The sequence below is a fragment of the Buttiauxella gaviniae ATCC 51604 genome (assembly GCF_001654835.1).
Lineage (GTDB): Bacteria > Pseudomonadota > Gammaproteobacteria > Enterobacterales > Enterobacteriaceae > Buttiauxella > Buttiauxella gaviniae.
Genome location: NZ_LXEP01000031.1, coordinates 141104 through 163861, shown reverse-complemented (window position 1 = coordinate 163861; position 22758 = coordinate 141104). Strand labels below are relative to the sequence as shown.

General features: G+C 48.9%; 21 protein-coding genes. 7 read left to right on the top strand and 14 right to left on the bottom strand.

Features of this window, described 5'->3' with window-relative positions; genetic code table 11:
- Positions 1-178: 178 nt before the first annotated feature.
- From cspE to M977_RS16560, 7 genes are all read right to left on the bottom strand, one after another.
- Positions 179-388: a transcription antiterminator/RNA stability regulator CspE gene (gene cspE, locus M977_RS16590; RefSeq protein ID WP_004100146.1), complete on the bottom strand. Its 210-nt coding sequence runs from the start codon at positions 386-388 to the stop codon at positions 179-181.
- A gap of 201 nt (positions 389-589) precedes the next feature.
- Positions 590-1147, bottom strand: a complete 558-nt coding sequence (pagP, locus tag M977_RS16585; RefSeq protein WP_342446877.1) for a lipid IV(A) palmitoyltransferase PagP — start codon at positions 1145-1147, stop codon at positions 590-592.
- A gap of 191 nt (positions 1148-1338) precedes the next feature.
- Positions 1339-4458 carry an efflux RND transporter permease subunit gene (locus M977_RS16580; RefSeq protein WP_064517006.1) on the bottom strand — a complete coding sequence of 1040 codons (3120 nt, stop codon included), beginning with the start codon at positions 4456-4458 and terminating at the stop codon, positions 1339-1341.
- A complete protein-coding gene (locus M977_RS16575) occupies positions 4455-5912 on the bottom strand; it encodes an efflux RND transporter periplasmic adaptor subunit (protein WP_064517004.1) in 1458 nt (485 codons plus the stop codon). Before M977_RS16575 ends, M977_RS16580 begins: the two co-directional genes overlap by 4 nt.
- Positions 5912-7168, bottom strand: coding sequence for a TolC family protein (locus M977_RS16570; RefSeq protein ID WP_064517003.1), 1257 nt, complete (start codon positions 7166-7168; stop codon positions 5912-5914). The genes M977_RS16575 and M977_RS16570 overlap by 1 nt, the downstream gene beginning before the upstream one ends.
- Positions 7169-7179: 11 nt before the next feature.
- On the bottom strand, positions 7180-7527 hold the full coding sequence (locus M977_RS16565) for a copper-binding protein (RefSeq protein WP_064517001.1): 348 nt from the start codon (positions 7525-7527) through the stop codon (positions 7180-7182).
- Between the two features lie 65 nt (positions 7528-7592).
- A complete protein-coding gene (locus tag M977_RS16560) occupies positions 7593-8003 on the bottom strand; it encodes a DUF2946 domain-containing protein (RefSeq protein WP_243839595.1) in 411 nt (136 codons plus the stop codon).
- Positions 8004-8418: 415 nt separating this feature from the next.
- Here M977_RS16560 and dcuC point away from each other — a divergent pair, with 415 nt between their 5' ends.
- Positions 8419-9795 carry an anaerobic C4-dicarboxylate transporter DcuC gene (gene dcuC, locus M977_RS16555; RefSeq protein ID WP_034456731.1) on the top strand — a complete coding sequence of 459 codons (1377 nt, stop codon included), beginning with the start codon at positions 8419-8421 and terminating at the stop codon, positions 9793-9795.
- A gap of 94 nt (positions 9796-9889) precedes the next feature.
- Positions 9890-10687 carry a ribonuclease I gene (gene rna / locus M977_RS16550; RefSeq protein WP_425339049.1) on the top strand — a complete coding sequence of 266 codons (798 nt, stop codon included), beginning with the start codon at positions 9890-9892 and terminating at the stop codon, positions 10685-10687.
- Between the two features lie 3 nt (positions 10688-10690).
- Here the strand turns inward: rna and M977_RS16545 are convergent, their stop codons facing one another.
- From M977_RS16545 to M977_RS16535, 3 genes are all read right to left on the bottom strand, one after another.
- Complete coding sequence (locus M977_RS16545) at positions 10691-12004, bottom strand: MFS transporter (RefSeq protein WP_064516995.1); 1314 nt, start codon at positions 12002-12004, stop codon at positions 10691-10693.
- A 56-nt stretch (positions 12005-12060) separates the two neighbouring features.
- The gene (locus M977_RS16540) at positions 12061-13008 is read right to left on the bottom strand and encodes a 2-hydroxyacid dehydrogenase (RefSeq protein WP_064516993.1); all 948 of its coding nucleotides are present in this window, start codon (positions 13006-13008) and stop codon (positions 12061-12063) included.
- Positions 13009-13152: 144 nt separating this feature from the next.
- Positions 13153-14145 (bottom strand): LacI family DNA-binding transcriptional regulator, encoded by a 993-nt coding sequence (locus M977_RS16535; RefSeq protein WP_064516991.1) that lies wholly within the window; start codon positions 14143-14145, stop codon positions 13153-13155.
- Positions 14146-14338: 193 nt separating this feature from the next.
- On the opposite strand from M977_RS16535, the gene idnO reads away from it, so the two are divergent.
- The 3 genes from idnO to M977_RS25500 all read left to right on the top strand — a co-directional run bounded on the left by idnO (position 14339) and on the right by M977_RS25500 (position 15834).
- Positions 14339-15103: a gluconate 5-dehydrogenase gene (idnO, locus tag M977_RS16530; protein WP_064516989.1), complete on the top strand. Its 765-nt coding sequence runs from the start codon at positions 14339-14341 to the stop codon at positions 15101-15103.
- Positions 15104-15112: 9 nt separating this feature from the next.
- Positions 15113-15586 (top strand): NanQ anomerase/TabA/YiaL family protein, encoded by a 474-nt coding sequence (locus tag M977_RS16525; protein WP_064516987.1) that lies wholly within the window; start codon positions 15113-15115, stop codon positions 15584-15586.
- Between the two features lie 98 nt (positions 15587-15684).
- On the top strand, positions 15685-15834 hold the full coding sequence (locus M977_RS25500; RefSeq protein WP_167351098.1) for a hypothetical protein: 150 nt from the start codon (positions 15685-15687) through the stop codon (positions 15832-15834).
- Between the two features lie 43 nt (positions 15835-15877).
- Here the strand turns inward: M977_RS25500 and M977_RS16520 are convergent, their stop codons facing one another.
- On the bottom strand, positions 15878-16708 hold the full coding sequence (locus tag M977_RS16520) for an alpha/beta fold hydrolase (protein ID WP_064516985.1): 831 nt from the start codon (positions 16706-16708) through the stop codon (positions 15878-15880).
- A 288-nt stretch (positions 16709-16996) separates the two neighbouring features.
- On the opposite strand from M977_RS16520, the gene M977_RS16515 reads away from it, so the two are divergent.
- Entirely contained in the window at positions 16997-18373 is a 1377-nt protein-coding gene (locus M977_RS16515; protein WP_064516983.1) for a GntP family permease, read from the top strand.
- A 149-nt stretch (positions 18374-18522) separates the two neighbouring features.
- Complete coding sequence (gene rnk / locus M977_RS16510) at positions 18523-18933, top strand: nucleoside diphosphate kinase regulator (RefSeq protein ID WP_064516981.1); 411 nt, start codon at positions 18523-18525, stop codon at positions 18931-18933.
- A 39-nt stretch (positions 18934-18972) separates the two neighbouring features.
- Here the strand turns inward: rnk and malI are convergent, their stop codons facing one another.
- The 3 genes from malI to M977_RS16495 form a co-directional block, all read right to left on the bottom strand.
- The gene (gene malI, locus M977_RS16505) at positions 18973-19989 is read right to left on the bottom strand and encodes a Mal regulon transcriptional regulator MalI (protein WP_064516980.1); all 1017 of its coding nucleotides are present in this window, start codon (positions 19987-19989) and stop codon (positions 18973-18975) included.
- 212 nt (positions 19990-20201) lie between these two features.
- Positions 20202-21701, bottom strand: a complete 1500-nt coding sequence (locus M977_RS16500; RefSeq protein ID WP_064516977.1) for a PTS transporter subunit EIIC — start codon at positions 21699-21701, stop codon at positions 20202-20204.
- A 262-nt stretch (positions 21702-21963) separates the two neighbouring features.
- Positions 21964-22491 carry a metal-dependent hydrolase gene (locus M977_RS16495; RefSeq protein ID WP_064516975.1) on the bottom strand — a complete coding sequence of 176 codons (528 nt, stop codon included), beginning with the start codon at positions 22489-22491 and terminating at the stop codon, positions 21964-21966.
- Positions 22492-22758: the final 267 nt, after the last annotated feature.

Here is a 22758-nt window from a genome sequence, read left to right as displayed (position 1 = left end):
TGCCACTCTGGATCAAAATGAGTGTGAGGCAAACTTATGAAAGAACGTGTTGCTGGATGGACTGCGGTGCTGATGAGCACGCTGATTGTGATGTGCTTTGTGAAAGTTTATCTTTTCCCCTGAATTTAAAGCAAAAAAAACCCGCCTTAGCGGGTTTTTATATTCTACTGGTAAAGCCTTAGATAGGCATTACGTTTGCAGCAGATGGGCCTTTGGCACCGTTAGTGATTTCAAACTCAACGCGCTGACCTTCAGCCAGGGTTTTGAAACCATTGCTCTGGATTGCAGAGAAGTGTACGAACACGTCTTTGCTACCATCTTCCGGAGTAATGAAGCCAAAGCCTTTTGACTCGTTAAACCACTTAACGTTACCTTTAATCTTAGACATCTAAATTACCTTTACATGAAAAACGACACAAATGCTGTGTCGGGCATCAGTACACCAATTGTGATGGATTTTGTCCAGCCCAGAATTGCTAAAAAGTGATAAAAATTACTACCTATTTTAAAAACTGTGCAGCAGTCCGTATTTTTGAATACCAGACAGCAAAAATACGCGATTTGTATGATTCCAGACTACCAATGCCCATCAGAATTGGAAGCGTACCCAGGCAAAGTAAACGTTACCGTTGTTGTACGTGCCGGGTATATAAGTCATCTGGAACGTTGCAGGGCCATACCCTACCGATGCCAAAGGTAGAATCACGGGGATCGGAATGTAGTTCCAGTTATCACGCGCTGTTGCCCCCAGTGTATAGCCCAGACCAAGACGGAAGTTATCATCAGTCAAAGGACGCCAGATCTTCTCCCAGCCATAGCCACCGATAGGTTCCCATTTGTTATAGGAATCTTTGAACGCCATCAGATATAAACCATGCCAGTTACCGCTGTCATCCCAACGCGTTTGCCCGAACCCAATACCCCAAGGCCGTTCGTTATAGCGATCTGTTTTTTCTTTATCGTAGGCAAAGCGAGCATGCCAGGTTATTGCGGGCACATACAAATCATAATGTTGCGGCTCGTTCCACGTTTGTGAAACGTTATCAGACAAAGTATTCCAGGCGTCACCTAATACATTATTTTGGCTCGCCATTGCAGCAGGCGGTACCATTAATGGTGATACAAAAATAATAAAAGAAAAGATAATTTTATTTGTTAGAGTCACATTGATTTCCACTTCAAAATCCAATACACAGCCTAACAAATTATATATTAATAAAAGCTAAATAAACCTATGGCCAACTCCTAAAAAACCCTTTCACGCCTATTTGAACATCCCAAAAAAGTCACCCCTATTGTTTTTTTTCAAGCTAAAAAAACAACAGGGGCAACCGACTATTATTTATGTTTTTTTAGTAACACATACATTGCTGGGATGACCAACATCGATAGCAATGGTGCGGTAATCATGCCGCCAATCATCGGGGCTGCAATACGGCGCATCACTTCTGACCCAGTACCATCGCCCCACATAATCGGCAATAAACCCGCCATTATCGTCGCAACAGTCATCACTTTTGGCCTGACGCGTAGCACTGCTCCCTCATGTAGGGCGCGCATTAGCATGGGTTTTCCTCCTTGTGGATCTAGCGCTTTATGCCTCGCAATCGCTTGATTTAAATAAAGTACCATTATTACGCCAAATTCAGCTGCTACCCCAGCCAATGCAATAAATCCTACCGCACCCGCAACGGATAAATTATATCCCAGCAAATATAGCAACCAGACACCACCAATGAGTGAGAATGGTAAAGTCCCCATTATTAACAACGCATCACTTACACGGGAGAATGTTACATAAAGCAAGACGAAAATAATAACCAGGGTGAATGGTAAGACTATTCTTAATTTAGCACTCGCGCGCTCCAAATATTCAAATTGACCAGACCAGGATAATGAGACGCCATCAGGTAATTTCACCTGCTGGGAAACTGCACGCTGCATATCTTCCACTGCTGATTTTAAATCGCGTCCACGTAAATCCACATAAACCCAATTAGATAAACGGGCATTTTCACTTTTCAACATTGGTGGGCCATCAGTGATGCTGATGTCTGCCAATTCAGAAAGCGCAATCTGGCTACCATTTGCGGTAATTACCGGCAAGTTTTGCAATTTTTGGACGTTGTCACGTATTTCGCGTGGGTAGCGAACGTTGATCGGATAGCGTTCACGTCCCTCAATCGTTTCACCGATATTTTGCCCACCAATCACCGTTGCGACTAATGACTGTAACTCTTTGACTGAGACGCCATAGCGCGCCGCTTTAAGCCTGTCGATATTAATATCAACATAGCGCCCGCCACCGAGTCGTTCCGCAAGAGCGGATGTGACACCAGGAACTTGCTTCACCACCCGCTCGATTTGCTCAGCCACCTGCTCAATGGCGGCAATATTATTGCCATTTACTTTAATGCCTACCGGGCTTTTGATACCCGTCGCTAACATGTCCAGGCGGTTACGGATAGGTGGCACCCAAACGTTAGCAATCCCCGGTACTTTCACCACGCTATCGAGTTCACTAACCAGTTTATCCATCGTCATTCCTGGCCGCCATTGATCGCGCGGTTTAAAACGAATAGTGGTCTCGATCATGGTCAGCGGCGCAGGATCGGTTGCGGTATCTGCGCGCCCAGCTTTACCAAATACCGTCGCCACTTCAGGTACGGTTTTGATTAAGCGGTCTGTCTGTTGCAGTAAACGTCCGGCTTCACGTGCGGAAATACCCGGCAGCGTTGATGGCATATACAGCAAATCACCTTCATCAAGCGGCGGCATAAACTCACTTCCAAGTCGGCTCAGCGGCCATAACGTCGCCAGTAATACTAACCCTGCAACCAACAGCGTGGTTTTCGGGCGCGCCAGCACTTTATCCAGCAGTGGTTCATAGGCGGCTATCAGCCAACGGTTGATAGGGTTAGCCTTCTCATCAGGAATTTTTCCGCGAATGAAATAGCCCATCAGCACCGGTACCAGCGTGATACCCAACCCCGCAGCAACAGCCATAGCGTAGGTTTTAGTAAACGCCAGTGGCGAGAACATGCGCCCTTCTTGTGCTTCAAGGGAAAACACAGGAATAAAGGAGAGCGTGATAATCAGCAAACTACAGAACAATGCCGGCCCCACTTCCACCGCTGCCTGCTCAGAAATTCGCCAGTAATCAGCACCAGAAGGTTGCTTATCTGGATTGTCATGCCGCCACTGTTCCAGCACTTTATGCATATTTTCAATCATCACGATCGCGGCATCAACCATTGCCCCAATCGCAATGGCTATCCCGCCCAGCGACATAATATTGGCGTTCACCCCCTGGTAGTGCATGACGATAAACGCGCCCAGAATCCCCAGCGGCAGGGTTATCATCGCCACAAGTGCGGAACGGAAATGGAACAAGAATAGTGCGCAGATAATTGCCACTACGATGAACTCTTCCAGCAACTTGTGGGAGAGTGTTTCAATAGCATTTTCAATCAGATGTGAGCGGTCATATACCGGAACGATTTCGACACCCGCAGGCAAACTCTTCTGAACTTGCTGGAGCTTCGCTTTTACCGCATTAATCGTATCCAGCGCATTTTTACCGTAGCGCATTACGATGATGCCGCCCGCAACCTCACCTTCACCATTAAATTCCGCTACGCCACGCCGAATTTCAGGCCCCATGCGCAGTGTTGCTACATCGCTCAATAACACCGGCACGCCTTCACGTGTGGTGATCACTACCTGTTTAAAATCATTCAGGTTCTTCAGGTAACCTGCTGTGCGCACCATATATTCGGCTTCACCCATTTCGATGACCGAACCGCCACCTTCCTGGTTAGCACTTTGCACTGCACTAATAACTTGTTCATGTGTGATGTTCAGCGCCCGCATGCGCTGTGGATCGAGAACAATTTGGTACTGTCGAACCATGCCGCCTACGCTCGCAACTTCCGAAACGTTCGGCACAGTTTTTAGCTCAAATTTAAGCGTCCAATCCTGAAGAGCGCGTAAATCTGCCAGGCTATGTTTGCCGGTTCTGTCCACCAGCGCATATTCATAAACCCAACCAACTCCCGTGGCATCCGGCCCTAACGAAGCTTTAGCTTCAGGGGGTAACTGAGACTGAACCTGGCTTAAATACTCCAGAACCCGCGAGCGCGCCCAGTACGGATCGGTGCCATCTTCAAACAAAATGTAGACATATGAGTCACCAAACATCGAAAAACCGCGCACAGTTTTCGCGCCTGGTACCGAAAGCATGGTAGTGGTAAGCGGATAAGTAACCTGATCCTCAACAACTTGTGGCGCTTTGCCTGGGTAATTAATACGAATGATCACCTGTACGTCAGAGAGATCTGGCAGCGCATCCAGCGGTGCGCGTTGCAACGACCAAATTCCCCACGCCGCCATCATGATCGCCGCAAGCAACACCAGCAGCCGATTTTTAAGTGACCAGCGAATAACTGCGGCAATCATTTCATTGCCCCCGCCATCGGCATCAGATGAGTGATTACTGCGCCATGTTCGTCATCCATTGTGAAACTGAACATCACGTTGTCGCCAACCTTTACACCCTGCGCGTCAGCCGCCGATTTCAGTGCGAAGTCCATGGTCATCGCCCCCCACTTCAACGCCGCAATAGGCTTATGCGAAAGGGTGACAGCATCATCAGTAATTTCTTTCACCACTGCCTCGCCTTGGTATTCCTGGGTGGCAGTAGTTGCAGCTATCTCCTGTGGCAATGCGCTGCGAAGGCTTGCTTCGGAATCAATCAGGAACTGCCCGGAGGTCACAACTTTATCGCCCTCTTTCAATCCTTGTTTAATCTCAACCCAGCCATTTTGCGCCGCCCCAACCACTACATTCACCGGGTTGAAATGACCATCATCCTGAGCGACTAACACCCGGCTATTGCTGCCCGTTTCAATCATCGCCTCTTCTGGAATAGCCAGAACTGGAGGGAGATTAAGCTGCCTGGCTAGTTTCACATTGAGATACATCCCTGGCTTGAGCTTCATTTGCGGATTGTCCAGCACGATGCGCGCTTTAAGCGTTCGGGTAGTCGTTTCCATATTGGGTAACAACTCACTCACTCGCCCATGGAAAACCTCACCAGGCCAGCTGTCACTTGCGGCCTGAATTTCACTCCCCACTTGCAGCACCTGGGCCTGGGTTTGCGGGTAATCAATAACAATCCACACAGATTCGAGGCTGGCAATTTCAAATAAAGGCGCTGTTGCCGCGACCTGCGCACCCTCGCGTGTATCTAGCTTATTGATGTAGCCTGCTTGTTTAGCACGCACCGTCACACGAGTTTGCGGTTTCCCGGTTTTCTCCACCTGGCGAATTATTTCCGCAGGCATAAACTGGAGTTGCAGACGTTCTCGAGCGGCGGCACTTAATGCGCCATCTCCCAAACGACGCACCGCCAGATACTCTTGCTGTGCGGCCGTCCATTCAGGTATCCACAACTGCGCAAGTGGTTCACCCGCTTTGACGAATTGCTGCGGCGCATTAACAAACAACTTCTCAACAACGCCATTGGCACTGGCCGGAATAATCTGCACGCTACGTTCATCTGTAGAGACAGTAGCAAAAGCATCAAATTGATATTCCAGGGTTTTCTTCTCAACCAACGCAGTTTTGATTCCGAGGTTTTGTTGTTGGCGAGCGCTTACCGTCACACCACCATCTTCGGTAGCTTCATCGGCATAACGCGGTACTAAGTCCATATCCATAAACGGCGATTTACCCGGCTTATCAAAGCGCTGACCTGGCGTCATCGGGTCGTACCAATAAAGAACTTTTCGTTCTGGCTGAACAACTTGTGTAGTTGTGGTGGAATGGCTTTGTTTACCCGCGTAATACCCAGCGCCAAGTGCCGCCGCGATAGTGAGCGCTAACAATGAAATTTTCGTCATGGTGTTCATTACTGGTTGTTTTCCTGTGGCGTCAGATAGCGAATGGCGGCCCAGGTTTCAGCCACATTTTTTTCTGCACTATGCGTGGTCAGTTCGGTATCAAGCAAAGTACGGCGAGCATTGAGTAAGTCGGAGAGGGTCGATTGCCCAGAGCGGTATTGCGCTTCAACCAGCGAGAGGCGCTGGCGTTGAAGAGGTAAAATTTCATCTTGCTGGCGCAGCCAAAGCGTTTGAGCTGCCTGATACTGCGCAACCAGTGTGCGCACCAGTGCTACGCGCGCGCGGTTTGCTAACGTCAATTGGTCGCTCGCTTCCATGGAACGAGACACATCTGCCGCCAAGTCTTTATCCTGGCGCTGCGGTTTAAACATGGGTAAATCGACGGTAAACATCACGCCAGCCATGTCATCGTAATCATCCGCACGATGAGCATAAAAAACCTCAACACCGACGTTCGGTTCCGCCGCCACCGCTGACTGTGCCGAACGAGCTTTGGCAACATCGGCCTCGCGTGCCGCCTCAATCACTTCCGGGTGCTGCCCGACATTTTGTTCCAGTAATGCCGGATCTGCAGGCAAACGCTGATAACGCGGCAACGTACCGCTAGTTTTATCAATCTGTTTACCCGTCAATTGCAGTAAGCGCGTCTGGGCCAGAGCTACATCACGCTGCGCGAGCGTGACTTTGTCCTCCATCACTAAGAGCGTCATGCGAATATCCACAACGCTTGAAGCCGGTGAACTACCGCTAGCGACTGTCGCTTTTTGCACACCCACCTGGCGCTCGGTTTCGCCCACCAGTTTTTGCGCCGTTGTAAGCACTTTTTGCGATAACGCCAGATCAAGCCAGGCCTGAGCAGTCGTTTTTTGTAATGTCGTCCGAATCACTTCGGCTTTGGCTGCGCTGCTGGCGGATTGAGCCAAAATAGTTTCGGCTTTACGGTCGCGTTTATCCTCGCTGACATACTCCTGCATGACGCTAATGCGTTGCATGGTCATGCCTTCACGAGTAAATCGATGGCTATTGCTGCCCTGCACCGGGACATTTTCAATGCCAAATTTCAATTTAGGGTCAGGTAGCTGGCGTGCGGAATCAGCCATTGAACTCAGCGCATCGCTCTGATTTCGGTTAGCGGACAGTTCAGCGGAATAATTTTCAGCAGCGAACAGGGTCTGTTGCAGGCTGAACTCTGCCGCATTTGCGGCAGAGACAGACACAGCAAACAGCACCCCGCCGAGCCACAAGCTCAGGGAATGTTGTTTCATGATGACCTCAGTTACTTAGTCGGGGTAACCGAAGCGATTTTGTAGCCTTCAGACTGCTGGCTGAAGGTGAAGTCAACCGTTTCACCAGCTTTCACCACCGGCAATGCTCCCGCTTCAGGCAAGCTGAATGTCATGGTCATTGCTGGCCAGTTAAGGGCCGCGATAGGTTGATGGGCGATGGAAATGGAATCGTTGGTGACTTTCTTTACCACACCATGGCCGTGATAAACCTCAGCGGCCATTGGCTGAGCCATCGACATTTCATGATTCATATCGTGAGAAGTGGCGTGAGCCACGGTAAAGAAAGTAGATACAGACAGCGCAACGGCTGTGAAGAAACGTGCAGAAATAGCAGACATAAAAATCTCCAGAACTAAAGTCAAAGGATGAAATCCGTAAGGGATGAACCAAGACAGTGCTGGAGTTATTCTCTAAAACGACAAAACCGTATTGTGGCCGGAGGGCCAGTTGCAGGCGGGGTTAATAAGGCAACCGAGGTAACCGTTTCGGTACATTCGGGGATCACTAAGGCCAGAGTGTCGGTGACCGGTAATGCGGCCAAAGCACTGTAGCCGTTATCTTTTTGCATCACGTCCGGAATGCAGTGTTTATCACACAGCGTTCCCTTCGCTTTCACCATATCCCAATGGTTTTTCATCAGCATATGCTCGCTATGCTGAACGGAAAGGGATGGCGCACTAATTTCTACCGGGCAGTCATGCGATGCCACTGCGACCTGGCTGTTGACAAACAGCCAGCCAAACGCCAACAGCAGCATCAAAAGATGCTTTCTGAGGAAGCGTAAACGGCTTGTCGACCAGAAAGTGGATTGCAACTTGATTACCCCAAAATATACGAGGCGGCAGTATAAGCATTAGACCTTTTTATTTTAAAGAGATTTTTGGTTGTTTTACATTTAGATGGGTAATTAACAATTATGTAATATAATTTTAATTAAATAATCCTCATGTGATTATTAACAGAGCAATAAACGATATAAATATATACCGCTAATCAATAAGTAAATGTCATAATTGCAAGGCTGCCGACAAAAGTGTCATAGCAGCAGAACGAAGCTTACTAAATTTGATGCTCATCAGAAATCTGCTCGAACGATTCAGGCAGATTGGCACCGTTTTCGCCGACGACTGCAAAGCGTCTTATTTTTTTATTTTCTGGCATGGCGTTGCGTTCAGGTACTACTCACCCGCTTCAATGGGTAAAGATGCCGAACGCGACAGGGGACTCAAATGCTAACTACTCTTGAATTACTTATTGGGGTTGTGGTTATTGTCGGTGTAGCTCGCTACATCATCAAAGGCTACTCCGCGACCGGCGTATTATTCGTCGGTGGTTTAACATTACTGATTATAAGTGCCCTGATGGGCCACAAGGTTTTACCTGGCAATGCCGAAAGCACCGGGTATACCGCAACCGATATTGTTGAATATGTCAAAATCCTGCTGATGAGCCGCGGTGGCGATCTCGGCATGATGATCATGATGCTGTGCGGTTTTGCAGCTTATATGACACATATCGGCGCCAACGACATGGTGGTTAAGCTTGCATCTAAGCCGCTGAAATTAATCAACTCACCCTATATTCTGATGATCGCCGCTTATTTCGTGGCTTGTCTTATGTCACTGGCGGTTTCATCTGCAACCGGCCTGGGTGTGTTGCTGATGGCAACATTGTTCCCGGTTATGGTGAACGTGGGGATTAGTCGTGGTGCGGCAGCAGCAATTTGTGCTTCTCCTGCGGCAATCATCCTGTCTCCAACTTCTGGCGACGTAGTGCTGGCGGCAAAAGCTGCAGAAATGTCATTGGTTGATTTTGCCTTTAAAACCACCGTGCCAATTTCTATCGCTGCCATTATTGCCATGGCGATTGCCCACTTCTTCTGGCAGCGCTACCTGGATAAAAAAGAAAATGTCAGCCACGAAATGCTCGATGTCAGCGAAATCCAGACTACTGCACCTTCTTTCTATGCAATCCTGCCGTTTACACCAATTATCGGCGTGCTGATTTTCGACGGAAAATGGGGTCCACAGCTGCATATCATCTCTATTTTGGTGATCTGTATTCTGATTGCCGCGGTGATTGAATTCTTCCGCAGCTTCAAAGCACAAACCGTTTTCTCCGGCCTTGAAGTCTGCTATCGCGGGATGGCTGATGCCTTCGCAAACGTGGTTATGCTGTTAGTTGCTGCGGGTGTATTTGCACAAGGCCTTAGCACTATCGGCTTTATCCAGAGCCTAATCTCAATTGCTACCTCGTTCGGTTCAGCAAGTATCATTCTGATGCTGGTGCTGGTCGTACTCACCATGCTGGCAGCAATGACTACCGGCTCCGGTAACGCACCGTTCTATGCCTTTGTTGAGATGATCCCTAAACTGGCTCACTCATCTGGTATCAACCCTGCATACCTGGCGATTCCGATGCTGCAAGCCTCTAACCTTGGACGCACCATTTCTCCGGTTTCCGGTGTGGTTGTTGCGGTTGCGGGTATGGCAAAAATCTCTCCATTCGAAGTGGTAAAACGTACGTCAGTACCCGTTGCTGTTGGTCTGATTGTCGTGATTATTGCCACCGAAATTCTGGTGCCGTCTGCAGCTATTCTGCCTTAATCTTTAGCTTTGCAATAAGCGCCTCATTGAGGCGCTTTTTTTATGTTTAAATAAAGTGACTTCTGGAAGCCCGAGCGAGAAAACGATGAAATTAATGTGGCAAAACACGCTAATCCTGACTTCCCTACTGGCCACCAGCCATCTGTCACAAGCGGAAGAACTCACCGCCAAACAGTATGCCGATTTCGACCGTTACGTGTTGGCTCTGTCCTGGCAAACCGGTTTTTGCCAGAGCATGCATGAGCGTAACCGCAACGAACCTGCCGAATGTAAAACGCAGCAAGAGCAAAATGACAAGCGCACTTTCTTAACCGTGCACGGCCTGTGGCCTGGTTTGCCAAAATCAGTTGCGGCGCGAGGCGTGGATGAAAAACGGTGGATGCGCTACGGCTGTTCAACCCGCCCGGTGCCGAACATGGCCGAAGCTCGCGGTTCGCAAAAATGCCAGGCGCCAGCACCTGCGCTATCAACAGATATCGCCAGCAAACTTGCGGGCGTCATGCCAGGGGCTGGAGGTCAGTCGTGCCTTGAACGCTATGAGTTCGCAAAACATGGCGCGTGTTTTGGTTTTAACCCCAATGCCTATTTCGGCACCATGGTTCGCCTGAACAATGAATTCAAACAAAGCGCTTTCGGTGATTTTTTGGCAACAAACTACGGCAAAGTCGTCACGCGAAAAGCGTTCAATAAAGCGTTGGAAAAGAGCTGGGGTAATGATGCGGTGAAGGCGGTAAAACTGACCTGTAACGGTAACCCTGCATACCTGACGGAAATGCAAATCTCGCTGACAGCGGCAAAAATTAATAGCCCGCTTAATGAAAGCTCGTTTGCCACACAAAGAAATCCAGGCAACTGCGCGAAGCAGTTCCGCCTGGATGCTGTGGGTTACTGACGGTTAAGCAACGTGTGGTTGTTTAGCCGACTCATCTGCGACTGGCTTTCCATTATCTGGAGTCAGATCGCAGTTCTTTGGTAACGTCAGGGTTATCAGTGCAGCAATCACCAACGAACCAGCCAGGGCGCAGACTGCCATGTTCTGCCCGTAGAGATAAATCATCATCCCCACCAACCATGGGCCGCAGAAGCCCCCCAGGTTACCTAAACCGTTAATTACACCACGTGCCCCGCCGGCAACTTCTGGAGATGCAATTCGACCCGGAATCGACCAGAACGGACTGGTTGCAGCCTTCAGGAAGAACCCGCACACCACTAAAGCAATGTAGGCCGCAATAATGTTATGACGTAAAACTACCGATGCCAGCAACGCCGCGGCAAAGCACAACAGTGAAATCATCACCCACAGTCGGCGTTTACCTGTTTTATCGCTCAGCATTGAAATGACATAGATACCGATAATCGTCGCGACAAACGGCACTATAGCCAACAGCCCAACACCCGCCATATTCGCGCCGGTAAGATTTTTGAGGATGGTCGGCAGCCACAGCGTGTAGCCGTAATCACCGGTTTGGTAGAAAAAGTTAAGTGCCACCAGCTTCATTAGACTGCTGTTACGAAATACGTCGCGCAACGGTGCATTACTTACCGGCTGCTTCAGGCTTCGCGCCTGACGGTCGCGTTCAAATTCCGCCAGCAGGTATTCACGCTCTGCAGCAGGCAACCAGCGAGCTTCCTGCGGGCGATCACTAATCAGCCACCACCATACAGCCAACACCACAATCGACAGCAGGCCTTCGATGATAAACAGCCAGCGCCAGTCCAGACTCTGAATAATCGCACCCGAGATTGGCGCTGTTACCATTCCGCCGATGGGCGCGAACATCATGACAAAAGCATTAGCCCGCCCAATCTCACGGTCCGGGAACCAGTTGCTGATCATCGTCAGCACGACGGGCAGCATCCCCCCCTCGGCGACACCAAGCACAAACCGTAGAACTAAGACCTGATAGTGGTTGGTGACAAAACCTGTGGCGACAGAAACGATAGCCCAAGCCACCAGCGACCAGGCGATAAACCGTTTACCACTACCGTTCACTGCCGCACGCCCACCGGGGATCTGCAAGAAAAGATAACCTATGAAAAATATCCCGCTGGTGAGACCTGCCATTTGGCTGGTTATACCTAAATCAGCCTCCATTCCACCGGGAAGTGCGAAACTAATATTCACCCTATCCATAAAAGAAATAATACAGGCGATTAAAATAGGCGCGACCACGCGCCACCAGCGAGTGCCGGGGATTTTCTTTTCCATGGTATTTATCCGTGACAATAAAAGTCATTGCCCTTTTTAATAAAGGGCTCCGGGAATTAATTAATACGGTGCGGCAGAACCTTATGATTGAAATAAGCCTCAACGTTTTCAAATACGATATTACTCATAAGCTGGCGTGTTTCATGTGTGGCGCTGGCAACATGCGGTTGTAATACCACATTCTCCATACAGATTAATTCAGCAGGTACATTAGGTTCATTCACAAAAACGTCCAGCCCAGCACCGGAAATATCACCATTTTGTAAGGCGATAATTAAGTCCTGCTCATTGATAATACTGCCGCGAGCGATATTAATGACCAACGCATGTTTAGGCAGTGCCTCGAATACTTGTCGATTCACAATGCCGTGACTTGCCTTGCCACCCGATACCGCGACAATAAAGAAGTCACTATTGCGGGCAAGACTTAATACATCTTCACACCAGTGATACGGCAGTGAGCTATCCATTTCGCGATCGGTGTAATAAATTTCCATATCAAAGCCGATGGCACGACGGGCAATGGCACGGCCAATATTCCCCATCCCAAAGATGCTGATACGTTTACGGCTCACCTGGGTTGCCAATACAGGGCTTTCCTGGTGCCAACGCCCTTCTCGTACAAAGCGGTCACCCTGGCAAAGTTGACGAGCGCTACTCAACAGCAAACCGAAAGCCAGGTCGGCGACATCATCAGTGAGCGCCCCGGCAGTAATGGTCACCGCAATATCGCGACGGCGGGCATATTCCAGATCCACCGCATCAGTGCCGACGCCAAAAATGGCAATCACACCGACCTGTGGCAGATTTTCCAGCACGGCGGTAGTCACGCCGATATCCCCCCGCGTCACAACAGCACCAATTTGTGCGCCGTTATCAGCAAGCCAGGCCGCAGCGTCAGACTGCTGGTAAAGGCGATGAACGGTGTAATGAGTTTCCAGTTGCTGCTGAAGTGCATCCATCACTGGAGCAATAAGTAATACGTGTTGGGTAGGTTGCGACATGGTTCCCCCGGTTAAGTCAGCTAAGTCAATATTTCTGCTTAACATCAAAGCCTTTTTAAGCGCAGGGTTTTGCGACGTAGGTCACGCCAATCCATGTTAGAAAACCGTGTTACCGTTAGCGTGATCGCTTCAGCATTTAAGCGACTAAAGCGTGCCGCCAAGAGATAAGCGATAGTGCAAATCGACTTGTTCAATTGTTGGTTGTTTATTGATTTTCTTCAATAAAATTTCCGTGGCGACTTTCCCTATCTCAAAGCGTGGCGTGACAACACTGGCAAGTTTTGGAACCGTAACCTGGCCGATTTCCAGGCCGTGAAAACCAGCTATTCCCATCTGTTCCGGCACACGAATGTTGCCAGCCTGGCATTCTTGTAACACACCTGCGGCGAGATCGTCATTAGTACATAAAATACCGTCCATCTCCGGGTACATCTGGCGCGCCATCGCCATCATTCCTGTTCCTACGCTCACAGAAGAAACTTTATTTGGCATTAGCCGTCCGTCAGTCAAACCCGCGTCAGCCATGGCTTTGCAATACCCTTCATACCGCTTGATATCACGCACATCGGCCATCGAGCCTAGATAGATAATGCGCTTCTTGCCGCTGGCAATCAGCATATTGGTCATATCAAATCCGGCCCGGAAGTTATCAAAGCCGACGTTAATGCGCCCGCTACCTGATACCAGGTCCATCACTTCAGCCACAGGGATTCCGGCAGCACTTAAATACTTCTCGGTCCGCAGCGTATGCACGGTTTCCGTCAGGATAAGTCCCGCAACGTTAAAACCCAGCACTGTGGCAATTTGTTCTTCTTCGCGCTCGCGGTCGTAATCGTAATTAACCACCAGCGTCTGGTAACCCATCGGCTTTGTTACGGATTCAATACCTGCCAGTAAATCGGCAAAAATCTGGTTATTAAAGGAGGGAATAATGACGCCGATTCGCGGCTGCATATTGCTCGCCAAGGCCCTGTTTTCAGGGTCAGGCATATAATTGACTTCCGCCATAACTTCAGCAATTCGGGCGGCAGTTTCCGGGGCGACTTTATCCGGCGTGCGCAAATAACGGCTGACGGTCATTTTTGTCACCCCCGCAAGGGCGGCAATGTCCTGCAATGTAATGCGCTGGTACTTCATCTGGTTTTCCTGATAACCCGCGGGAAAAGGATTATGCCTCGCATCCTTAACAAAAGAAAAGCTACCACACTTCACACTCCAGGTATCATGCGGGCGTAACACCTTTCGCAGTGATCTACTTCACAGTTTTACCCGCTCTGAACCGCTTTGATAAGGGATATTAAATACGATGCAAAAATAACAGGAATTCACCATGACGAATTTGTTTACGCTCGACAACAAACGCGTGTTAATTACCGGCTCTGCACAAGGAATAGGCTTTTTATTAGCACAAGGTCTTGCTGAGCATGGCGCTGAAATTATCATCAATGATATTACTGCTGAACGCGCCGAACATGCGGCAATGAAATTACGTGACAGTGGTTATACCGCCTGGACTGCTGCATTTAATGTTACCGACCCGGAAGCGGTGGAAATTGCGATTGAAAATATCGAGCAAGAGATCGGGCCGATTGATGTATTAATTAATAATGCTGGCATCCAGCGCCGCCATCCATTTACTGAATTTCCGGTTAATGAATGGAACGATATTATTGCAGTAAATCAAACTGCCGTATTTTTAGTTTCACAGTCTGTTTCACGACGCATGGTAAAACGCCAGGCCGGGAAAATAATCAATATTTGCTCAATGCAGAGCGAACTGGGCCGCGACACAATTACGCCATATGCCGCAGCAAAAGGAGCGGTGAAAATGTTGACACGTGGTATGTGCGTGGAGCTGGCGCGCTACAACATCCAGGTTAACGGTATTGCACCGGGTTACTTCAAAACAGATATGACCAAAACGCTGGTCGACGACGAAGCTTTCACCCAGTGGCTATGCAAACGCACACCAGCGGCTCGCTGGGGCGATCCTGAGGAGTTGATTGGTGCTGCGGTGTTCCTGTCGTCAAAAGCGTCCAACTTCGTGAATGGCCACCTGCTGTTTGTTGATGGCGGCATGCTGGTTGCGGTCTAAGGGGGAAATATGATTATTGATAAACTTGAGAATGCCGCTCAAAACCCGGTGTACCCAACTGTGATTCGCCATGCTTTACAAGCAATTATCGCAAACCGTCCGCAGCAATTGGCCAACGGCAAATACCCGATTGAAGGCGAACTTATCTATTTCTCGGTGTTTGATGGCAAAACTAAACTGCTGGAAGAACAACGCCCCGAACTGCATGCCCGTTATATCGACGTGCATATCGTACTGGAAGGCGAAGAGATAATCGGTGCCGCACCGGTGGATCAGCAGCAGCAACAAGACGGTGAGTTCGATGAGCAAAATGATATCGGGTTCTATAAAAACATGGGCTGTGAAACATTGATAAAACTACGACCGGGGGACCTGACGATTCTTTTCCCCGGCGAGCTTCATCGCCCTATGGCAACGCTAAATGAACCGGCTGCGCTGAGGAAAATTGTGGCGAAGATAGATATGAGTTTGATTAGCAAATAACAGCTGTTAAATTAAATACGGAAGACAAAAAACAATCGGTTCACTATTAGTTCCGGGTTTGCAGGCATATGCTTTGTTTATCAAATGCGGAGGTAATTATGAACACAACGAAACGTTTTTTAATGCAGTTAAAAGCCCAATTCGAACGTGAAGAAAAAGCGCATAAGCTGTTGGGTTTGATTTGGCTTTCACCCCAACAGCGCTATGAAATTTTAAAAGAGATTATGTTGCCGGTTGCGCTTAAATGAGTGGCTGAATGGCGGGTAATAGTCTCTTACCCGCCTACAACAACTAACCTTTCAAAAACGCCAACAAATCAGTATTTACCCGGTCTTTCTCAGTGGTGCAAATACCGTGTGAGCCACCTTCATAAACTTTGAACGTCGCATCTGGCAGTGTTGCTGCTGTCACCTTACCGCAGGTTTCAAAGGGTACAATCTGATCGTCATCGCCATGAATAACCAGCGTCGGAATGGTCATTTTCTTCAGGTCTTCGCGCAAATCGGTTTCCGAGAACGCTTTGATACAGTCATACAACGCTTTGATGCCGCCCTGCATGCCCTGCTCAACGAAACTCTCTCTGACACCTTCTGAAATTTCAGCCCCCGAGCGGTTATAACCGTAGAACGGCAAAGTCAGCTCTTTGAAGAAGTCCGCGCGGTTCGCACGCACGCCTTCGCGGATACCATCGAACACATCAATAGGTACACCGTTTGGGTTGAAGTCCGTTTTGACCATGATCGGTGGAACGGCACTTATCAGCACCGCTTTTGCCACACGGCTGGTGCCATGGCGGCCAATATAACGCGCCACTTCCCCGCCGCCGGTTGAATGCCCAACGTGGACCGCATCCTTGAGATTGAGATGCGCGGTCAGTTCGGCAAGATCATCGGCGTACTGGTCCATGTTATTCCCATCCCAACTTTGCGATGAGCGCCCATGCCCTCGCCTGTCATGAGCAATAACCCGAAATCCCTTCTGCCCAAGGAAAAACATCTGGTCTTCAAACGCATCCGCCGTTAATGGCCAGCCGTGGCTGAATACTACCGGTTGCCCTTCTCCCCAATCCTTAAAGTAAAGAGAACTGCCGTCCTTTAACGTGAGTTTGTCGTAATGGCTCATGATATCTCCGGTTCAGGTGATGACCGCACAAGGCCTGAGTGAAACGTGCCTATAAAGAGTAATGCAAGTTTTGCCCATGGCAGGTTTATTTACGGTCAGCAATTAATCAATGCGGCTTATGGACGGTTTCTTTCGATAGTTTGAACTTGCTCTCAAAATGTTAATAAACATGGCGCACTCCATTCCCGAAGACGTCATGTTACCGATATCATGTTACCGGTATCAGAGAGATGGTGAATTATGCTTAATGCATATCTTGCCTATTAATTCGGCGCAGAGGACAAACATATGACCGAAATAACAGCACATTACGGCGCAGGGACCCTACTTGGGATCGCAGCTTGTGCAGTCGTACTCCTACTTATTCTCATCATGCGCTTCAAAGTGCATGCATTCTTAGCATTAACTCTTGTGAGTGTTGTTGTTGCACTGGTCACCGGTGTGCCGTTCGATAAAATTGTCCCAACGATTTTGGGCGGTTTTGGGAGTACCCTGGCAGGCGTTGCCCTGCTGGTTGGCCTTGGTGCCATGATTGGTCGTTTACTTGAAATTTCTGGCGGTGCCAAAGTATTGGCTGACACACTGGTCGGGAAATTTGGTTCACACCGCGCACCACTGGCGCTTGGCGTTGCATCTTTGCTGTTTGGCTTCCCAATCTTCTTCGATGCGGGCCTGGTAGTAATGCTGCCAATTATTTTCAGCGTAGCAAAACAATTCGGTGGTTCCACGCTGAAATATGCGCTGCCTGCCGCGGGTGCATTCGCTGTGATGCACGCACTTTTGCCACCGCATCCGGGTCCGGTTGCTGCAAGTGAATTGCTGGGCGCGAACATTGGACTTCTGGTCATTGTTGGCCTGGTAATCGCGATTCCAACCTGGTATCTCGGTGCGTATCTGTTTGGCCTGTATGCTGGCAAGAAATTCGAAGTACCATTGCCTTCTTCTTTCCTCGGCAATGTAGAGGCTGATCCAAACCACCAGCCACCATCTTTTGGCACTGTTTTGTCGATTCTTCTGCTGCCATTGGTGCTGATTTTCCTTGATACTGGCCTGAACACAGCAACCGTGCTCGGTTGGGTAACTGCTGACAATACCGTGGTTCAGTTCCTGCGTATGTTGGGTAAAACCCCAATTGCATTACTGATAACTGTGTTCTTTGCTCTTGCTGTGTTTAGTGGTCGTCATAGCCGCCAGCACCTGGAAAAAGTGTGCGATGGCGCGCTTGGCCCAATCTGCGGCATCATTTTGGTGACCGGTGCAGGTGGTATGTTCGGTGGCGTTCTGCGTGCCAGCGGCATTGGTGATGCACTTGCGGGTATCTTGTCTGATACCGGTATGCCGGTAATTGTAGCCGCGTTTGTTATCTCTACCGCTCTGCGTGTGGCACAAGGTTCTGCGACCGTTGCTCTGACTACCACTGCGGCACTTATCTCGCCAATGGTTGCGGCAACTCCAGGCTTGAGCCAGTTCGATCTGTGCTTCATCGTGGTAGCAATTGCAGGTGGTGCGACTGTTCTGTCTCACGTTAACGACTCCGGTTTCTGGCTGGTTGGCCGTTTCCTGGAAATGGACGAGAAAACCACACTGAAAACCTGGACTGTGATGGAAACGCTGATTGGTACTATCGCTTTCCTGTTCGCATTAGTAGGTAGCATTATTCTCTAACTGCAGTTTGTGACTCAGGTCACTTTAAACTATACGTTAAGCTCAGTATTATCACTGCAGACCAAACCCTCACTCTTACCGGTGAGGGTTTTCTTTTGTAAGGTCCCCATCAGGCACATGAGTGCCTGTTTTTTTACACGGAGAGAAATATGTCCAGACCAGCCATTATCATTAATGAACTCGATGCCGAGCGTATTGACCGTTTGCTGGAGCAACCACAATTTGCTAACCAGCCGGTAGCTACAGTGCTGAACGCAGAACTGGACAGAGCAGAAATGTGTAAGCCTGAAGATATTCCGGCTGACGTCGTTACGATGAACAGCCGCGTAAAATTCCGCGATCTCTCCTCAAAAGAGGAGCATGTTCGCACGCTGGTTTACCCGGTAAACCTAACAGACAGCGACAATCAACTCTCAGTCATGGCGCCGGTTGGCGCAGCACTGCTGGGTTTGCGTGTTGGTGCGACAATTAATTGGACGTTACCGAACGGTAACCAGACGCATCTGGAAGTGCTGGAGTTGCAATACCAGCCGGAAGCCGCTGGCGAGTACCACCGTTAAATGATGTGTCCCCCTTTTCTTGAAGGGGGACAATAATTGTCAGGCCGATTCCCTTAGCACCAACTCTCCTGAAATAATAATCTTCTGAGCAGGCAGCGCCGGCTCTTTAATCTTATTCACAATCAATGTTGCCGCCTGTCGGCCTGCTTCTTCGCTGGATGCCGAAACATAGGTAAAGCGCGGTGAGGTGAGATTAATGTGCATCATGTCTTCGAAGCCAATTAACGAAACCTGCTGAGTCAAAAACACGTCTTTACCGACCGTGCGCCCAACCTGTTGGATACCATTGAGGCAGCCAATAATTGCTGATGGTGAATGGCAGAGCATTGCGGTGATTTTGCTGTTTTTCTCAAGCAATTGACGTGTTAAACGTGCAGCATTCTCGGTGTCGTTTTCACAAACTGGAGCCCACTCTTCGCGAAACGGCAAATTGTATTGAGCCAGTGCATTGCGATAGCCCAGCAAACGCTCTTCGCGCATCAAGTTCGATGCAGTTCCACCCAAATAGGCGATATTTCGGTGTCCACGGTCAAGCAAGTAACGCGTTGCCTGATTTCCGGCCTGGCGATTATCTCGACCAATGACATCCCGATGGCTGCTTACAGTCGATTCAGCGATGATGACTGTTGGCAACGGGCATTGTGCAATCAGCGCCGGAATAGAGGCTAAGCGGTGGTTAGCATCCAGATAAATAACACCCGCCACGCCTTGCTGCGAAAAAGATGTTAAACACTGTTGAAGCTGTTGATCATCGTCCTGCGGGTGACCCAGAAAAACCATATAGCCTTGTTTTTCCAGATAATGGACGACGCTTGCCATAACGTTTACACAAAAGGAGTCATTGAAATCACTGATAACCAGGCCGATAAGATTTGAGGTGCTGGAACGCAGGTTCGCCGCCGCAACGTTATGGACGTAGCCAAGCTGTTTGATCGCAGCGTTAACCTTTTCAATAGTTGCCTCAGAGATCTTACCTTTTTGGCGCAGCACCAATGACACGGTGGAGACAGAAACTCCCGCCAGTTGGGCTACATCAATAATATTGACCTTTTTCATCCCGTTCCTTTGCACCAAATATCCTTGTTATCAATACCATAAAGCCCCCAGTAAACATACCGGGGGCTAACTATTTTGCATCTCTTTCCCCTATAGCATTCAAGTTGCAGGAAGGCGGCAAAAGAACTTAGCCCCAGGAACTTACTTGAGTAAGTGACTGGGGTAAGTGAATGCAGCCAACGCATCTGCAGCTTGAAGGATGACGGGGAAAGTTATTTACCAATCATTGTGGACATCGTCTGTGCGATAAATTGAGCTCGTGCGCCAAATATCACCTGAATGCCCGAGTCGCCAACAAACACTACGCCGCGCGCGCCGAGACTATTGAGACCGTCTTTGTCTACACGGTCGCTTTTTTCCACTTCCAGACGCAGACGCGTAATACATGAACCAACAGAATTAATGTTCTCTGCACCACCCAGCAAGCCGATAATATCGCCAGCAAGTTCAGTGTCAGTTTTATCATTAGCGTTGGCAGTAATATCAGCGCGACCCGGTGTTTTCACATCGAAACGACGAATAACAAAACGGAAAGTGAAGTAATAAATCAGCGCCATCGGTATACCGACAATCACAGCCGACAAGAAGTTAGTCTGATAACCGTTGAACGACGGCAAAATGCCGAAGGAAATATAGTCAATCATCCCCGCCGAGAAAGACTTGGCGATATGCGCATGCAGCAGGTACATACACATGTAAGACAGACCAGCCATAATTGCGTTGAATACATACAGGATTGGCGCAACAAAGATAAAGGTAAATTCAACCGGTTCAGTAATGCCTGTCAGGAAACAGGTCAATGCCGCAGAGAACAGAATACCGGAGGCAATTTTCTTATTTTTGGTGTTCGCTTCGTGGTACATCGCCAGACATGCCGCAGGCACTGCAAAAAGCATCAGTGGGAATTCACCCTGCATGAATTTGCCTGCATTATGGTAGCTGTCGCTGCTAAAGGATTTCACACCTTCTTCTAGCATCTTGAACCAGATTGTCTGGTCACCGTGGATAACCTGGCCTGCTGTAGTCGTGTACTCACCAAATGAATACCAGAATGACGGATACCAGATGTGGTGTAGTCCCAACGGAATTAACGCACGTTCAACCAGGCCGAAGATAAAGGTTGAAAGCGCCTGATTATCACCATTCACAATAACCGACAGAGCATCAATTCCCGACTGGATATATGACCAAATCCATGGCAATGCCATCCCGAGCAGGAAGGATAAAAACGCGGTAGCAATGGCAACAAAGCGTTTACCCGAGAAGAAACCAAGGAATTCAGGGAGCTGCATGGTGTGGAATTTGTTATAGCACCATGCGGCCAGAATGCCGGAAATCAGGCCACCAAATACCCCCATCTGCAAGGTCGGGATACCAACAACCATGGCATATTTCCCGCCCGCTGCCGCCATTTCTGGCGTGATATGCATCACCGTGCCAATCGTGACGTTAATAATAAAGACTGATACCGCCGCCGACAGTGCAGCAATCCCCGATTCAGCAGCCAAACCCACAGCCGAGCCAATCGCAAACAGCATCGGCAGGTTGTCGAAAATCACCCCACCCGCATTCATCATTAACGGCAAATGGAATTTATCGCCGAAGGCCAGTAACAAGCCTGCCGCCGGCAACAAAGAGATAGGCAGCATTAATGCGCGGCCTATCATCGACAATTTAGATAACGATTTTGTAACACTTGATAGCAAACTCATAAACAATCCCCCGGTGTTGACGCCGCCTACGCGTTTTTGGTTTTACGCGTTTTTATGCTTGGTAGAACGTTCTAGTAGAACGTTCTACTTATACTGACGAAACGTTTTTTGTCCGGCAACTAAAATATGCGTTGTAGCCATACTGTTATCGAATATTTGAAGTTGAGCAGGTTTTGACCTGCAATTTATGGGGGCTTATTAGAAGTGAATAGATGTTGTAAGGCAGATAAGCTCGCGTCATCCATCAAAAAACATGATGCCGTTAGCGCAAATTCTTACGCACAACAAACAGCAAGAACGCCATCAGCAAGCCCGGCAACCAAACCCATTGTAGCTCAGACCAAATTACCGCCTGACCACGGGGTTCGAGGTAGCGAGAGAGCTGAAAAGGTGCGACACGAATCACCTGCCATGGCGCAAAAAATCGTTCATCTGACCACGGCCATAGCCAGCCAACACCCTTGCCGCCAGTCGTAACCGAGTCCAACAGGCTATGCGAAAGCAGAGACACAGTCAGGAATAACCAGACGCGAACAAAACCTGCGCGGAACCAACGATAGCCAAATAGACACAGTAGCGGCACCACAAATGCAAACAGCAAAGAGTGCGTGAACCCACGGTGACCAAAAGCATTGCCATACGCCACGCCAAATTTAAACGCCAGTACATCGGCATCCGGCAACATCGCCAGAATGATCCCGCCCAATAGCAGACGTGGAGGAATAATTTTTTTGCCAAGCCCTAATCCTAAACAAATGGGTACCGCAGCGTGAGTGATGATAGTTGGCATAGAAGGCGTTGTCTGGTGAGTGAAAAAAGCAGAATAGCTCAGGATAAACAAAAAGAAACCAGGCTAAACATCCGAAACTGGTCGCTGCTTCCCTTCTACCTGCCAGTGCGAAAGGGAATGTTTCACCGTGATAATTTATGGCTTCGAGAGCAGGGTCTTCACACTAGAATCTGCCAATCGACATCTCATATCTGCCGCTATAAAATCTGTAAACGTAGACATTTGTCGACTTTTCATCTAAAAGTTCTGCGGTTGGCATTAGACAAA